Annotated in this window: 15 protein-coding genes; 9 read left to right on the top strand and 6 right to left on the bottom strand. The window is 31.9% G+C overall.

The genetic code is table 11. The features are described 5' to 3' along the window. Positions 1-100 precede the first annotated feature (100 nt). Both Q4512_RS00100 and Q4512_RS00105 read left to right on the top strand, forming a co-directional pair. Positions 101-1,195 (top strand): acyl-CoA desaturase, encoded by a 1,095-nt coding sequence (locus tag Q4512_RS00100; RefSeq protein ID WP_303420331.1) that lies wholly within the window; start codon positions 101-103, stop codon positions 1,193-1,195. 36 nt (positions 1,196-1,231) lie between these two features. Beyond that, a complete protein-coding gene (locus Q4512_RS00105; protein ID WP_303420333.1) occupies positions 1,232-2,419 on the top strand; it encodes a pyridoxal phosphate-dependent aminotransferase in 1,188 nt (395 codons plus the stop codon). A gap of 54 nt (positions 2,420-2,473) precedes the next feature. On the opposite strand, the gene Q4512_RS00110 is transcribed toward Q4512_RS00105, so the two are convergent. The 5 genes from Q4512_RS00110 to trkA form a co-directional block, all read right to left on the bottom strand. Continuing rightward, positions 2,474-2,725 carry a hypothetical protein gene (locus Q4512_RS00110; protein WP_303420335.1) on the bottom strand — a complete coding sequence of 84 codons (252 nt, stop codon included), beginning with the start codon at positions 2,723-2,725 and terminating at the stop codon, positions 2,474-2,476. 3 nt (positions 2,726-2,728) lie between these two features. Further along, positions 2,729-2,992 (bottom strand): hypothetical protein, encoded by a 264-nt coding sequence (locus Q4512_RS00115; protein ID WP_303420337.1) that lies wholly within the window; start codon positions 2,990-2,992, stop codon positions 2,729-2,731. A gap of 390 nt (positions 2,993-3,382) precedes the next feature. Then, positions 3,383-3,637 carry a hypothetical protein gene (locus tag Q4512_RS00120; protein ID WP_303420339.1) on the bottom strand — a complete coding sequence of 85 codons (255 nt, stop codon included), beginning with the start codon at positions 3,635-3,637 and terminating at the stop codon, positions 3,383-3,385. Between the two features lie 141 nt (positions 3,638-3,778). Next, positions 3,779-5,281 (bottom strand): TrkH family potassium uptake protein, encoded by a 1,503-nt coding sequence (locus Q4512_RS00125; protein ID WP_303421806.1) that lies wholly within the window; start codon positions 5,279-5,281, stop codon positions 3,779-3,781. Between the two features lie 6 nt (positions 5,282-5,287). Then, positions 5,288-6,637: a Trk system potassium transporter TrkA gene (gene trkA / locus Q4512_RS00130; protein ID WP_303420341.1), complete on the bottom strand. Its 1,350-nt coding sequence runs from the start codon at positions 6,635-6,637 to the stop codon at positions 5,288-5,290. 220 nt (positions 6,638-6,857) lie between these two features. On the opposite strand from trkA, the gene ubiE reads away from it, so the two are divergent. Together ubiE and Q4512_RS00140 are read left to right on the top strand one after the other, a co-directional pair. Next, positions 6,858-7,583 (top strand): bifunctional demethylmenaquinone methyltransferase/2-methoxy-6-polyprenyl-1,4-benzoquinol methylase UbiE, encoded by a 726-nt coding sequence (ubiE, locus tag Q4512_RS00135; RefSeq protein ID WP_303420343.1) that lies wholly within the window; start codon positions 6,858-6,860, stop codon positions 7,581-7,583. 3 nt (positions 7,584-7,586) lie between these two features. Next, complete coding sequence (locus Q4512_RS00140) at positions 7,587-8,300, top strand: porin family protein (protein WP_303420345.1); 714 nt, start codon at positions 7,587-7,589, stop codon at positions 8,298-8,300. A 37-nt stretch (positions 8,301-8,337) separates the two neighbouring features. Here the strand turns inward: Q4512_RS00140 and Q4512_RS00145 are convergent, their stop codons facing one another. Continuing rightward, positions 8,338-9,057 carry an RNA methyltransferase gene (locus Q4512_RS00145; protein WP_303420347.1) on the bottom strand — a complete coding sequence of 240 codons (720 nt, stop codon included), beginning with the start codon at positions 9,055-9,057 and terminating at the stop codon, positions 8,338-8,340. A gap of 103 nt (positions 9,058-9,160) precedes the next feature. Here Q4512_RS00145 and Q4512_RS00150 point away from each other — a divergent pair, with 103 nt between their 5' ends. From Q4512_RS00150 to Q4512_RS00170, 5 genes are all read left to right on the top strand, one after another. Next, positions 9,161-11,683, top strand: coding sequence for a BamA/TamA family outer membrane protein (locus tag Q4512_RS00150; RefSeq protein WP_303420349.1), 2,523 nt, complete (start codon positions 9,161-9,163; stop codon positions 11,681-11,683). Positions 11,684-11,804: 121 nt separating this feature from the next. Next, complete coding sequence (gene fbaA / locus Q4512_RS00155) at positions 11,805-12,872, top strand: class II fructose-bisphosphate aldolase (RefSeq protein ID WP_303420351.1); 1,068 nt, start codon at positions 11,805-11,807, stop codon at positions 12,870-12,872. 295 nt (positions 12,873-13,167) lie between these two features. Then, on the top strand, positions 13,168-14,025 hold the full coding sequence (gene accD / locus Q4512_RS00160; RefSeq protein WP_303420353.1) for an acetyl-CoA carboxylase, carboxyltransferase subunit beta: 858 nt from the start codon (positions 13,168-13,170) through the stop codon (positions 14,023-14,025). A gap of 150 nt (positions 14,026-14,175) precedes the next feature. Next, on the top strand, positions 14,176-14,445 hold the full coding sequence (gene rpsO / locus Q4512_RS00165; protein WP_303420355.1) for a 30S ribosomal protein S15: 270 nt from the start codon (positions 14,176-14,178) through the stop codon (positions 14,443-14,445). A gap of 163 nt (positions 14,446-14,608) precedes the next feature. Then, a complete protein-coding gene (locus Q4512_RS00170; RefSeq protein WP_303421808.1) occupies positions 14,609-16,852 on the top strand; it encodes a polyribonucleotide nucleotidyltransferase in 2,244 nt (747 codons plus the stop codon). The last annotated feature ends 183 nt before the right edge of the window (positions 16,853-17,035 follow it).

Raw genomic sequence — 17,035 nt, forward strand, 5'->3', positions numbered from 1 at the left:
TTTTATGAAAATTTTATTAAGATGCAAGTCTTTATTATTTATCTTTGTTTACCTAATTGATATTGTATTTATTCGTTTAAATACAGTAAAAATAAATAGCATGACAAAACAAACAATAACTTTCTCTAGAACAGACTCTGCAAAATTTTTTAGAACACTAAACAAACGTGTTAATAATTATTTTAAAGAGAATAACATTAAAAAAACAGGAAATTGGAAACTTTACATTAAAGCCATAATAATGTTTACATTATTACTTGGCCCTTTAGTGTTACTACTAACGGTAGATTTACCGACTTGGCTTCAAATAATATCTATGATGATTATAGGTGTTGGAATGGCTGGAGTAGGAATGAACGTAATGCATGATGCAAATCATGGTTCATTTTCAAGCAAAAAATGGGTGAACAAATTAATGGGAAGCAGCATCCATATTTTAGCTGGTAACGATTATAATTGGAAAGTACAACACAACGTTTTACACCATACCTATACTAATATTCAAGGTCATGATGAAGATATTGATGCTGGAAGAATTATTCGTTTTTCTAAACATTCAAAATGGTTAAAAATTCATCAGTATCAAAAATATTATGCCTTTTTCCTATATGGCTTATTAACTGTAAACTGGGCTATCACTACCGATTTTAAACAAACTTATGTTTATTTAAAAAGAAAACTATCGTATGGCGATTTTCCTAAACCTGCTACACAATGGACTAAATTAATTATTGGTAAAATACTATACTATTCCATTTGGGTCGTTTTACCTTTATCTTTAGGTTATACTTGGTGGCAAGTTTTAATTGGATTTCTAATTATGCATTATACCGCTGGAATAATTTTAAGTGTAATTTTTCAATTAGCGCATGTAATGCCAAACACAGATATGCCTGTGCCTGACAAAGAAGGAAATATGAAAAACACTTGGGCGATTCATCAACTATTTACTACTTCTAATTTTTCACCTAAAAGTTGGTTAGTAGAATTCTATACAGGAGGATTGAATAGACAAGTAGAACATCATTTATTTTCTCATATTAGTCACGTTCATTATAAAAACATAGCTAAAATTGTTAAAGATACGGCACATGAATTTAGCTTACCATACAACGAATACAACTCTATATGGAAAGCAATAGCCGAGCATTATGAACAATTAAAAGTATTAGGACAAAAACCTACTATAGCATAACACCCTTTTTTTGCACTTCAAAATAACAATTTATAAATGAACCAACTTTCAGAAAGAATTACAAACATGTCTACGTCTGCCACTTTAGCAATGGCAGCAAAAGCAAGAGAACTTAGAGCCGAAGGCAAAGACATTATAGGATTAAGCTTAGGAGAACCAGACTTTAATACTCCTGATTTTATTAAAGACGCTGCAATAGAAGCGGTAAACGATAATTACAATTCGTACTCTCCTGTAGACGGTTATGTAGATTTAAAAGAAGCCGTAATTACAAAATTTAAAAGAGATAATAAATTAACATATACCTTACCACAAATAGTGGTTTCCACAGGTGCAAAACAATCGCTTTATAACATTGCGCAAGTCATGTTAAACAAAGGAGACGAAGTTATTTTACCTTGTCCGTATTGGGTAAGTTACAGCGACATTGTTAAGGTTGCTGAAGGTGTTCCAGTAGAAGTAAAAACCTCTATTGATACCGACTTTAAAATGACAGCTGCACAGTTAGAAGCGGCAATTACACCAAAAACAAAAATGCTTTGGTTTAGTTCTCCTTGTAACCCGAGCGGATCCCTATATAGCAAAGAAGAACTAGAAGCTTTGGCTAAGGTTTTAGTAAAGCATCCAAATATTTATGTGGTTTCTGATGAGATCTACGAACACATAAACTACACAGGAAAGCCCCACGCAAGTATGGCTGGAATAGACGGTATGTTTAACAATACAATTACAGTAAACGGTGTTTCTAAAGCTTTTGCAATGACAGGTTGGAGAGTTGGATTTATTGGTGCTCCAGACTGGATTGCTCGTGCTTGTAACAAAATGCAAGGACAAGTAACTAGTGGGACAAACTGTATTGCTCAACGCGCTGTTATAACTGCTTTAAATGCAGATCCAAGTGTTGTTAATTATATGATTGACGAGTTCAAAGTACGTCGTGATATGGTTTTAAATTTATTAGAAGATATTGAAGGGTTTAACACAAATACACCAGAAGGTGCTTTTTATGTGTTTCCAGATATTTCTTTTTTCTTTGGAAAAACACTAAGAGGAAAAACAATAAACAATGCTACCGATTTTTCATTATATATTTTAGAAGAAGCTTTAGTAGCAACAGTTACAGGGGATGCATTCGGTAACCCTAACTGCATTAGAATCTCTTATGCAGCAAGTCAAGATCAAATTAAAGAAGCAATTAAAAGAATTAAAGAAGCGCTTAGCTAAATTTTAATTTAAATAAATTTTAAAGCCATAAACAAAATGTGTTTATGGCTTTTTTCATATAATTACAAATACAAGAACTAACAAAGTAATTACCAAACTTATTAAATACGCAATAGTTTCTTCTTTATTTTGAATAGCCATTTGCAAGCGTATTCGTTCTAACACCTCTGGTGTAGCTTCTGGAAAAGAATACAAAGATGTTGTTTTGATCTTTTCACCAAAAAACGATCTCGTAATCTTCTTTTTTAAACGTTTTAGATTTTTATTATTCTTTAACGTTAATAACATCGATTCTCCTAAAGGCATAGCTTATATATAAATAAAGATCAAGGTAATTAGCAAACTTAAAACAAAGCTCAGCAGCAACAATTGCTTGACTCTAGTTTGTTTTTGTTCTCGCTTTATCTTCTCTTCAATTTTTATCAAATCTAGTTTAGTTGCTTTATTAGGAAATTCTAATTTACTACTAGAATAGCTTCCTTCCAAAGCATTTCTTTTACTTCGATTTGAACGCATTTTTTCATTATTCTTAAGAATAGTAATCATGGACTGCACTGAACCACCAAAACCCATAAATTTTCGGTTTAAAAAGTGAAACATTAAATTTTTAGACAATAGAAGTGTATTACAAGAATGAAAATTCACGTTTTCTATTTAAATACTATAAAAGATTATTTTGAGAATAGCTCAAAGATCATCAGTTAACAATCTGTACGAATACCATTTACTAATTAAACAACTGTAATAAAATGTGTCTTATTCCTTTCTATTTCAATTTAAAAAGAAACCGTAACTAAGGCTATGCTTTATTTTTCTATTTCATATAAAGAAAAAAACTAGTCATTTTCTTTTACAGTAATTTCAATTGGCAAATGGCTTAAAAGCTGCTTTATACTATATAAGTAGCATATATTATTAAAATGTTACACTTTCGAAATGAAAAAAAATGGATTCAGAAATACACTAAATAGTAGCCATAAGAAATGCTACAAAAAACAACGATACTTTTAATACTGTTTCTATACTACAAGTTGTATTAAATTGTCTGCTCTTTAATCGTTGTTTAATTCCGAAAATAGAATTTGCATTCGCTCTTTCAAAATTACTTTTAACGATCTTTTGGTAGTTAGAATTTAAAAACCCTAAAGGTTGAGTTACGATGTCATTTTCTAATTTGGGAAGTGGTTCTAAATCTTGTGTTGTAAATACTAATTCCATGATTGATGATTTTAATTGGTTTGTATAATAAAGACGAGTCAATTATAAAATTGTTACAACACCAATAACCTTGAAACGCTACAATAGCGTAGAAACACCTATGATTATTACAAAACTTATTGAAAAAATATTTTTAAAATCTTATCTGTTTCGCCAGAAGAATGGCGTAAATAATATAAGAACAGTAAACAATTCTAACCTACCAATAAGCATTAAAAAACTACACCACCATTTCCCTAAATTTGGCAACGCGGCATAGTTATTTACTGGACCAAAATCCCCAAGTGCTGGACCAACATTACCTAAACTAGAAGCTGCCAAACCAATAGAAGATTCAAAGTTAATACCCATCATAGAAAACACTAAAGCACCAACTATAAAAGACAGCATATAAAGGATAAAAAAGGCTAATATATTAAATACAATTTCTTTTGAAATCGCTTTTTTATTATATCGCACAGGTACAATTGCATTAGGATGTAAGGTTCTTTTAAACTCTAAAAACCCATTTCTAATAAGCACTAAGTGACGAACCACTTTAACACCTCCAGAAGTACTTCCGGCAGATCCACCAAGAAACATAATACCAAAAAAGAAAACCACTAAAAACGGCGTCCATAAAGTATAATCTGCAGTTACAAATCCAGTAGTAGTTATAACAGATAACACTTGAAATAAAGCATGACGAAAAGCACTTTCTCCTTCACCCCAAACCATTGGATGTGCAATAGATGACTCTGTAAGATCTGCTTTAAAATAAATTATCAATGCAACAACTAATGTAAAAATAGCGACAAATTTAAAGTAGAGTTTAAACTCTTCATCACGAATAATTTTCTGAACTTTTCCTTTAAAAGCAAAATAACTTAGTACAAAGTTAGTTCCTGCTAAAAACATAAATACGATTATTATATATTGTATAACAGGCTTATCATTCCAGTAAGCAACACTAGCATTTTTGGTAGAAAAACCTCCTGTAGACAAAGTACAAAGAGAATGATTAATAGCATCAAAAAATGTCATTCCTGCTACTTGTAGTAAAATCGTTTCGGCTATAGTATAACCAAAATAAATTAACCATAAACGTTTGGCAGTATCGGTAATTCTTGGATGTAATTTATCGGTACTTGGCCCAGGAGCTTCGGCTGCAAAAAGTTGCATCCCTCCAATTCCTAATAAAGGCAAAATAGCTATTGCTAGTACGATAATACCCATTCCTCCAATCCAATGGGTTAGGCTTCGCCAAAACAAAACACCTTCAGGCACTACTTCTATATCATTTAAAATAGAAGCTCCTGTGGTTGTAAAACCAGACATAGTTTCAAAAAAAGCATCTGTAAATTGCGGGATACTTTCTGTAAAAACATAAGGCAGTGTTCCAGAGAGTGACATCACTACCCAACCAAAAGTAACTACAATATAGCCTTCACGTTTATTCATTTCCTTGCTGTGATTTCTAGTATAAACCATACCAAAAAGACCAACCAACAATGTCACTATACCAGAAAGAAACAGCTCTAAAGTTACACCATCTTTATAAATCAAACTTATTAGTGAAGACAACAGCATAAAGCCACCATTAAACAATAATAGTAATCCGAAAAAATGGAAAATAATTTTGTAGTTAAGCTTAATTGCTTTCATTTTCATTTACAAGAATATTTTTTCAACGCGCTTAATAGATCTTGGCAAGCAACACACCACAACATTATCGTTTTCTTGTATTTTAAAGCTTCCTAATGCTATATGTCCTTTTCCATCTCTAATAACACCCCCAATAATTGCAGATCTTGGAAAACCTACATCTTTAATAAACTTGTTATTAATTTCCGAGGTTGCTTTTACCTTAAACTCTAATAACTCTGCATTCATGTTATTCAGTTTAGTCATTGCAACAACTTCGCCTTTACGTATATATCTAAAAATGTTATTTGCAGCAAGTAATTTTTTATTAATAAGCGTATCAATACCAATAGATTGAGATAGCTCAAAGTAGTCCATGTTTTCTACAAGTGCAATTGTTTTTTTAACCCCTTTAGATTTTGCTACTAAGCAAGACATAATGTTGGTTTCCGAATTTCCTGTTACAGAAATAAAAGCATCCATATCACTAATATTCTCTTCGTCTAACAAATCTACATTTCTTCCGTCTCCATTTATTACTAGCACTTTTTCTAACTCATCTGCAAGATCAAATGCTCGCTCTTTATCTTTTTCAATAAGTTTTACATTAAAACTTTTATTGCATAAATCTCTAGAGGTTTTATAACCAATTTTACTCCCTCCAAGTATCATTACATTTTTAATTTCCGTATTACTTTTCCCTGTCATTCTACATAACTCTTCTCCTCCTCCTTCACTAGTTATAAAAACGACATTGTCACCTTCTTTAAACTGTGTATCTCCTCTTGGAATAATAGTATATTGCGTACCAAAACGTTGAATTGCGATTGGAATAAAATGAATTTCATTAAACAATTGCGCTGCTTCTTTTACTGTTTTACCAACAAAGGAAGCCGTTCTAGATAAGTTTAAACCAACCATAGTTAGCGCGCCTTCTTCAAATTCGTAACTATCGTTAAATGCAGACTGATTTAATAACAGATTAATTTCTGATGCGGCTAATGATTCTGGAGAAATTAATTCGTCGATACCTAATTCGGTAAAACCAACTTCATCCTTATGGTTTATAAACTCGGTGTTTGAGATTCTAGCAATGGTACGTTTTGCACCAAGTTGTTTTGCTAAAACACAAACAGTAATATTTGTAGTTTCTGAAGCGGTTACAGCAATTAGTAAATCACTCTGGTTAACATTTGCTTCTTTTAAAATTGAAATTGACGTAGCATCCCCTTTAATCACCTTAATATCTAAATGATTATCTGCATAAGACAGACTATCTTTATTAGTATCTAATAAGGTTATTTCTTGCGATTCGTAAGACAATAATTTTGCTAAATGAAATCCTACTTCACCAGCTCCAGCAATAATTATTTTCATCTGTTATTAAATAATTTTTTTTAAAAAGTCAGATGTAATATGCATTTAATAAATAACAAACCATTAATAGGTTTGTTAGGCATGTTTCATTTGTTTTTAAAATAAAAAGTATGCAAATATACTGCAAATTATTAAGATTCAAATAAGTTGCCGTATTTGATTTGATTACTCAAGAACTATTAAAATAAAAAAAATATGTAAGTTTGCCAAAAAAATAGATTTGTCGAAAATAAAACCATACAAGGATAGCGATTTAGGTAAAAAAGAACAAGTTACCAAAATGTTTGATACTATTTCTAAAGATTATGATGGCTTGAACAGAGTTATCTCTTTTGGAATTGATGTTTCTTGGCGAAAAAAAGTAGTTGCAATGGTTAAAGAAACACAACCAAAAACTATTTTAGATATTGCAACTGGTACTGGAGATCTCGCTATTAACCTTGCACAAACGAATGCTGAAAAAATTATTGGCTTAGACATTAGTAGCGGCATGCTTAATATTGGTAAAACCAAAATAAACAAGCATGGTTTAGAAAACACTATTGAAATGGTTTTAGGCGATAGTGAAAACATGCCATTTGAAGACAACTCTTTTGATGCCATAACCGTAGCTTTTGGTGTTAGAAATTTTGAAACGCTAGAAAAAGGGCTAAAAGAAATTCATAGAGTATTAAAACCTAAAGGTACTTTTGTTATTTTAGAAACTTCTATGCCAACAAAAACACCTTACAAACAAGGGTATAATTTTTACACAAAAAATATTCTCCCTCTAATTGGCAAAATATTCTCTAAAGATAGAAGTGCTTATAAATATTTATGTGAATCTGCTTCCGTTTTTCCTTTTGGAGAAGCTTTAAACAATATTTTAAGAGAAACTGGGTTTATTAATGTTACAGATTTCCCACAAACATTTGGTGTGGCAACAATCTATAAATCGTCAAAATAATTTATGAAAAATATACTTGCTATACTAATTACACTATTTGTTTTTCAAACATCTTCGGCACAACTATTTAGTAGAGAGAAAATAAAAAACAATGAAAATATTGACAAAGCTAGACTAAGCTATGGTTACTTTCTTGGTTTTAATAGCTATGATTTTAATTTTGACTACAACCAAGATTTAAAAGATATTCAAGTAGAAACCAGTACAGGTTTTAATGTTGGACTTATTGGAAACTTACGAATCAACGATTATATTGATATACGATTAGAACCTGGCTTATCTATTACTTCTCGTAACTTAATTTATGACGAAAGTTACTTTGCTGGAACAGAATTTACGGAAGCAGATTTAATAAGAGAAGTTAAATCTACATATATACACATACCGCTATTATTAAAATTATCTACAAAAAGACTAAACAATTTTAAACCTTTTATTGTTGGAGGTATTTCTACAGCTTTAAACTTATCGAGTAATCAAGATAACCCTGATGATAATTCTTCTGGAGAATTTAGAATGAAAAAAAACAACCTTTTTTATGAGCTAGGTTTTGGTATCGATTTCTATATGTTCTTTTTTAAATTTACACCTTCTATTCGTGGTATATTTGCTATGAATGAAGAATTAGTTCCTGATGTAGATCCAAATAGTCCTTGGACCAGTAATGTTGCTAGTATGAAAACAAGAGGTTTGTTTATAAACTTAACCTTTCAATAAACTAGTAAAAAGGGCTAGTCTTGTTTATAGAAACACATTAACTCCTTTTAAACTCACTTAACAAAATCGCTGTAGCAGTAGCTACATTTAAACTTTCGGTTGCTTGAATCTGCCCAAACCTAGGAATACTAATTCGTTTAGTCACCAATACTTCTGTAGTTGCAGAAATACCATTTGCTTCGTTCCCTAAAACTAAAACCCCTTTATTGGGTAATTGGTTTTTATATACATTTTCTCCATCCATAAAAGCACCAAAAACTTCTGTTTCATTTTCTTTTAAAAAATTTTCCAGATTTAGATAACTTACATTTACTCGCGTAATAGAACCCATTGTTGCTTGAATTACTTTTGGGTTATAACAATCTACAGTAGCAGTACTACAAATCAAATCTACTATTCCAAACCAATCACATAATCGTATAATGGTACCTAAATTCCCTGGATCTCTAACATTATCTAAAGCAACTATTAAATTATTAGCGTTAATCGATGTTGCATCTGGAATTTTAAAAATAGCTAAAGCGGTATTAGGTGTGGTTAAAAAGCTAATTTTTTTTAATTCCTTTTCTGTAATAATAGTTTCCTCTTTAGTATCTAAATGAAAGGATGTAGTAGTAAAAACATGATACAACGTTAATGAAGAATCTAATAACTCTTTTATCGTTTTTATACCTTCTGCAACAAATAAACCTTCTTGCTGTCTATACTTTTTTTGCTTTAAACTAGTTATTAATTTTATTTGGCTTTTGGTTAACATGTAAATAATGTATTTTTGAAACTATAAAAAAGGTTTTTCTGGATAAAGATGAAACCTTAAATTCATTTAAACAAAATTAGTATTAATTTATCACATAACATTCTTGAAATTACAGTCCTTTAAAATAGTATTTTTTGTATTACTTACAGTACTTTTTGCTTCTTGTGATGCAGTTAAAAGGGTTGGTGAAAAAGAACACTTACTAGTTAACAACACTATTGTTGTAAATAACAAAAAAGTAAATACCGAAAGAATAAATAACCTTTTATACCAAAGCCCAAACAGAAAGCTTTTAGGTATTCCATTACGATTACACATTTACAATACTGCTAGACCAAATATAGATTCTATTGTAAATGAAAAAATTAACAGAAACCCAAAACGCAAGGCAAGATTAGAAAACTTTCTTTCTAAAAAACAACTAGATAAATATTTACAAGCAAAAATAAATTTTAATGCTTGGCTAAAAAAAACTGGAGAAGCACCAGTAATTGTTAATGAAACAAGAACTAAAAAATCATTAAACATTTTAGAAGCTTATTACTTTAACAATGGTTGGTTTAATGTAAAAGCATCTGCAAAAACCGATACCTTAACCAACAAAAAAGCAACTATAAAATATACAGTAAATACTGGAAAAGCATATTTTGTAGACTCTCTTACAACATCAATAGACTCTCCTGTTTTAGACTCTTTATATAAAACACAATCACATAAATCATTATTAAAAAAAGAACAATATAAAACAAGTAACTTTGATAATGAGCTACAACGTATTACCGATCAATTTTTAAATTCTGGAGTCTATCATTTTAGTCAAGAATATATATATTTTGAGATGGACTCTATTGACAATAACCAAAAAGTAATGGTCGATTTACAAATAAAAAATCGCCTGCTTAGAAAACAAGACTCAATTTACAGACTACCTTTTAAAACATATAAAGTTAAAGATGTAAACATTTATACCAATAGCACCTATGATAACAGAAACAAAACCATAAGTGATACTTTAACATATAACAACTACAACCTATTTAGTATTGGCAAAATGCGTTTTAAACCAAAAGCTCTTACAGATGCTGTTTTTATCACTCCAAACAGTATTTTTAAAGACATCAATAAAACACGCTCTTACAGACATTTAAGCAACCTAAAAACGTTTAAATATCCAGATATAGAATATATAGAAAACCAAGACACAACACTTACAGCAAATATATATTTATCTCCTTTAAAGAAATTTAAGTTTGGTTTTAGTGCCGAAGTCTCACAAAGTAATATACAAACCGTAGGTTTTGCTTTAAACCCAAGCCTTTTAATGCGAAATGTATTTAGAGGAGCAGAAACCCTAGAACTCTCTGCTATTGGGTCCATTGGCGCATCTAAAGATGCAGCAAATGATAGCGATCAATTTTTTGATATTAATGAAATAGGCGCAAATCTTAGACTAACCATCCCAAGATTATTTTTCCCATTTAATACCGAAAAAATAATCCCCAAACACATGTTTCCTAGCACAATAATATCTTTAGCAATGTCTAGTCAAACCAATATTGGTTTAGACAAACAAACCGTTACCGGAACTTTCAACTACAAATGGTTCCCCAACAACATGGTAACCAACAGACTAGACCTTTTTAACGCACAATACGTAAGAAACTTAAACACCGACAATTATTTTAATGTTTATGAAACTTCCTATAATAATTTAAATAATATTGCTCAAGATTTAGACTACACAACAGACGGTGCCGATTTAAGCATTCCAGAAGAAGCAGATCTATTTATGGAAGACGTATTAATAAACAATAATACCTCCTTAACTTCAGGAGATGAAGATTACCAAACCATTTCTGCAATAAGCGAACGTAAAGATAGATTAACAGAAAACAACTTGATTTTTTCTTCAAATTATTATTACACAAAAGATAAGCGCGAAAACTTATTCGACGAAACCTTTTCTATATTTCGTTTTAAATTAGAATTAGCCGGAAATATATTCTCAACAGCATCCAATCTTTTAAACTTAGAAAAAAACAGTAACGATCAATATGAATTTTTTAATGTTGCATTTTCGCAATTTGTAAAAACAGAATTCGACTATATTCGTCATTGGGATTTAGGAAAGAAAAATGTTCTTGCTGCTCGCGGATTTGTAGGCATAGCAATACCTTATGGCAATTCTACAAACATCCCTTTCTCTAAAAGTTTCTTTGCTGGAGGAACCAACGATAATCGCGCATGGACAGCCTATAGTCTTGGCCCAGGAAGTTCAGGTTCTAACAACGAGTTTAATGAAGCAAACCTAAAACTAGCCTTTAGTTTTGAAAATAGATTTAATGTCTTTGGAGATGTAAACGCAGCACTATTTATCGATGTTGGTAATATCTGGAATGTATTAGATGATGTAGAAGACGACGCATACACTTTCAATAGCTTTTCCTCCTTAAAAGATATAGCTATTGGCTCTGGTTTTGGTATCCGATACGATTTTGGATTTGCAGTAGCAAGACTTGATCTAGGCTTTAAAACCTACAATCCAGCACTAGAAAACAATCGCTGGTTTAGAAACTACAACTTTGGAAATGCAGTATATAATATTGGTATAAACTATCCGTTTTAAGGCATTTACAACGAAAACGTTATCGCAGTTTTCTAGTTAAGAATCTACATATTCTGCAATAATTATTCAAAAATTGCGTACTTTTGGTTAATCATATTTTTAAATAAAAAACCAAATAAAAATGGCACATAATATAAAACCAGGAGTTGCAACTGGAAAAGAAGTTCAAGAAATTTTTAAATTAGCTAAAGAAAAAGGTTTTGCCTTACCAGCAGTAAATGTAATTGGATCAAACACTATTAATGGTGTTTTAGAAACTGCTGCAGCATTAAATGCTCCGGTAATTATTCAATTTTCTAATGGTGGTGCACAGTTTAACGCAGGAAAAGGGCTAAGTAACGAAAATCAAAAAGCAGCAATTGCAGGAAGCATTGCAGGAGCAAAACATATACACTTAATGGCAGAAGCCTATGGTGTTCCAGTAATTTTACATACAGACCATTGTGCTAAAAAATTACTTCCTTGGATTGACGGTTTATTAGATGCAAGTGAGCAACATTTTAAAGAAACTGGTAAATCTTTATACAGTTCCCACATGATCGATTTAAGCGAAGAACCTCTTGAAGAAAACATAGAAATATGTAAAGAATACCTAGCAAGAATGAGCAAAATGGGAATGACTCTAGAAATAGAACTAGGAATCACAGGAGGAGAAGAAGATGGTGTAGACAATAGCGATGTAGACGAATCTAAACTATACACACAACCAGAAGAAGTTGCCTATGCTTACGAAGAATTAAGCAAAATAAGCGACCAATTCACTATCGCAGCAGCATTTGGTAATGTACATGGAGTTTACAAACCAGGTAATGTAAAACTTACACCAAAAATTCTAAAAAACTCCCAAGAATTTTTATCTAAAAAACACAACCTACCACACAACCATATCGACTTTGTATTTCATGGAGGATCCGGATCTACACTAGAAGAAATAAGAGAAGCTATAGGTTATGGTGTAATAAAAATGAACATCGATACCGATATGCAATACGCATTCATGTCAGGTATTAGAGATTACATGGCAGAAAAAACAGACTACTTACAATCACAAATAGGTAGTCCAGACGGTCCAGAATCTCCAAACAAAAAACACTACGATCCTCGCGTTTGGTTACGTAAAGGAGAACAAACATTTGTAGAACGTCTTAAAAAAGCATTCGAAGACCTAAACAATGTAAATACCCTTTAAAATTATTTTGGCGTTACCCAAGGGTCGGGCTCTCGCAAGTCGCAATCAAAGATGTGCTCCAACAATTGCTCCATCCCTAACGCAAACACAGGTAATTACATAAAATAAAATTCCGTTTAAACTGTTTTTAATCAGCACTTAAACGGAGTTTTGCATATATTACAAATACAAGAAAACAAGATAGCCCTCTCTATTTTTCCTTGGTATTAATAAAATCAGTAATTTTGCACACTTACCTTATTTAAAAGTAAGAACTAACTAAATTAATTTTAGAAAACTAAAATCGTAAATCTATATGGCTTGGTTTAAAAGAAAAGAAAAAGGTATCACTACCTCGACTCAAGAAAAAAAAGACACACCAAAAGGCCTTTGGTACAAATCACCAACAGGTAAAATAGTAGACGCAAAAGAACTAGAAAAAAACTTTTACGTAAGTCCAGAAGACGGTTATCATGTTAGAATTGGTAGCAACGAATATTTCGAAATTCTTTTTGACGACAATAAATACAAAGAGTTAGATACTAAACTAGAATCTAAAGACCCTTTAAAATTTGAAGACACAAAAAAATACCCAGACCGTTTAAAAGCTGCTCAAGAAAAAACCAAACTAAAAGATGCAGTACGCACAGCAGTAGGGAAATCTAAAGGTAATGATTTAGTAATTGCTTGTATGGATTTTAGCTTTATTGGTGGATCTATGGGAAGTGTTGTAGGAGAAAAAATAGCTCGAGCGGCAGATTATGCCTTAAAAAAGAAACTACCATTCATGATAATCTCTAAATCTGGAGGAGCACGAATGATGGAAGCAGCATTATCCTTAATGCAATTAGCGAAAACATCGGTAAAACTTGCACAATTAGCAGACGCAGGAATACCTTATATTTCTCTATGTACAGATCCAACAACAGGAGGAACAACAGCTTCCTTTGCCATGCTGGGAGATATTAACATTAGTGAACCAGGAGCCTTAATTGGTTTTGCGGGACCAAGAATTGTAAGAGATACTACTGGAAAAGAACTACCGGAAGGATTTCAAACTTCAGAATTTTTACTAGAACATGGTTTCTTAGATTTTATTACACACAGAAAAGAATTAAAAAATCGAGTAAACCTCTATATAGACTTGGTACAAAACCAACCTTTAAGAGCTTAAAAATAAGAACAATACCTCTAAAGACCTTTAACTTCAAAAATTAAAGGTCTTTTTTATTATTTATATATCTATATAAATATAAAATAACTATATTTGCCGCTCGAAAGAAGAGCTTTCGTGTACATAACAATCATTTACAATAATATTAGCATGTATTTAGATCAAAAAGAAAAAGAAGCCATTTTTAAAAAACATGGTAAAAGTGCAAAAGACACTGGTTCTGCAGAAGGACAAATTGCTTTATTCACTTACAGAATTAACTATTTAACAGGACACTTAAAAAATAATCGTAAAGATTATAATACAGAACGTTCTTTAGTAAAATTAGTAGGAAAAAGAAGAAGCTTACTAGATTACTTAACGAAGAAAGATATCTTAAGATATCGTGCAATAGTTAAAGAATTAGGATTAAGAAAATAATCTAAATAAAAAGACCACGCTTTTCAGCGTGGTTTTTTGTTATAAATCAACTCGATTTGGAAGAGTCTAAACTCCAAAATTGAAGAAGCTAAATACAGTTTTTCATTGGTCCACAACAACTACACAACACAACTACCAATGTTTAATTAGAATTAAAAAATTTATGATTCCAAAAGTATTTAAAGAGGTCATAGACCTTGGCGATGGAAGAGAAATCTCTATCGAAACTGGTAAACTAGCAAAACAAGCGCATGGTAGCGTTGTTGTTCAGTCCGGAAAATGTATGATGCTATGTACGGTAGTATCTAATTACAAACAAAGTGATGTAGACTTTTTACCATTAACGGTAGATTACCGCGAAAAATTTGCAGCTGCAGGTCGTTATCCTGGTGGATTCTTCAAAAGAGAAGCAAGACCTAGTGATGGTGAAGTATTAACTATGCGTTTAGTGGATAGAGTTTTACGTCCATTATTCCCAAAAGATTATCACGCAGAAACGCAAGTTATGATACAGTTAATGTCTCATGACGAAAACGTTATGCCAGATGCAATGGCAGGTTTAGCAGCATCGGCAGCTATACAATTATCCGATTTCCCTTTTGAATGCCCAATCTCTGAAGCAAGAGTTGGTCGTGTAAATGGAGAGTTCGTTATCAACCCTACAAGAGCACAATTAGCAGAATCTGACATCGATATGATGATTGGAGCTTCTGCAGATTCTGTAATGATGGTAGAAGGTGAAATGGATGAAATTTCTGAAGAAGAAATGGCAGATGCAATTAAATTTGCACACGAAGCGATTAAAGTACAATGTGCTGCGCAAGTAAAATTAGCAGAAGCTTTTGGTAAAAAAGAAACACGTGAGTACGCTCCAGAAAGAGAAGATGCAGCATTAGCACAAAAAATTCATGAAATGGCATACGATAAAGTATATGCTATTGCCAAAGCAGGTTCTTCTAAAAAAGAACGTGGAATGGCTTTTTCTGAAATTAAAGAAGAAATTAAAGCAACTTTCACTGAAGAAGAGTTAGCAGATTTTGGAGACTTAGTATCTAAATACTATAGCAAAGCCGAAAAAGCTGCTATTAGAAACTTAACTTTAGATGAAGGTTTACGTTTAGATGGTCGTAAAACAGATGAAATTAGACCTATTTGGTGTGAAGTAGATTACTTACCATCTACACATGGTTCTTCTGTATTTACCCGTGGAGAAACGCAAGCATTAGCAACCGTTACTTTAGGAACATCTAGAGATGCAAACCAAATAGACATGCCATCTTACGAAGGCGAAGAGCGTTTCTATTTACACTATAACTTCCCTCCTTTTTGTACAGGTGAAGCTAGACCATTAAGAGGAACATCTCGTAGAGAAGTTGGTCATGGTAACTTAGCGCAACGTGGTTTAAAAGGAATGATTCCTGAAGATTGCCCATACACAGTACGTGTAGTATCCGAAGTTTTAGAATCTAACGGTTCTTCTTCTATGGCAACTGTTTGTGCTGGTACAATGGCATTAATGGATGCAGGTGTTAAAATGACAAGACCTGTTTCTGGTATCGCAATGGGATTAATTTCGGATGCAGAATCTGGAAAATATGCTGTCTTATCTGATATTTTAGGAGATGAAGATCACCTAGGAGATATGGATTTTAAAGTAACTGGTACCGCTGAAGGTATTACTGCTTGCCAAATGGATATTAAAGTAAAAGGATTAAGCTACGAGATTTTAGTGAATGCACTAAAACAAGCTCGTGATGGTCGTTTACATATCTTAGGTAAATTAACAGATACAATTGCTGCTCCTGCTGCAGATGTTAAAGAGCATGCACCTACTATGGTTTCTAGACGTGTTCCTAATGAATTTATTGGTGCATTAATTGGACCTGGAGGAAAAGTAATTCAAGAGATGCAGAAAGAAACAGAAACAACTATCGTTATTAACGAAGACCCTGTTACTGAAGAAGGTATTGTTGAAATATTAGGTGTTGGTAGAAAAGGTATTGATGCTGTAATGGCAAAAATTGATGCTATTTTATTCAAACCAGAAGTTGGTAGTGTATATGAAGTAAAAGTAATCAAAATGTTAGATTTTGGTGCTGTTGTTGAATACACAGAAGCACCAGGAAACGAAGTGTTATTACACGTAAGCGAATTAGCTTGGGAACGTACAGAGAACGTAAGTGATGTTGTAAACATGGGAGACGTTTTTGATGTAAAATACTTTGGTATAGACAAACGAACTCGTAAAGAAAAAGTATCTAGAAAAGCAATCTTACCAAAACCGGAAGGTTATGTAGAAAGACCACCAAGAGATGATAAACGTTCTGGTGGACGTGATAACAGAGGGAGAGATAATCGCGGACGTGATAACAGACGTGACGATAGAAAACCTAGAGAAGATAAATAAAATTTTTATTTTAAAACTTTAAATTAAAAACCCAAATAGATGAATTTCTATTTGGGTTTTTTAATTCCTTAAACTCTTTTTTTATTTAAATTATTTGTTAAACCACATAGAATTAAAACATAAATATTCTAAAACTTAAAAAAAACTTAAATCGTTATTTTAAAACATCTAAACCTACAACAT

The sequence above is a fragment of the Oceanihabitans sp. 2_MG-2023 genome (assembly GCF_030547245.1).
In the GTDB taxonomy this organism is placed as follows: domain Bacteria; phylum Bacteroidota; class Bacteroidia; order Flavobacteriales; family Flavobacteriaceae; genus Oceanihabitans.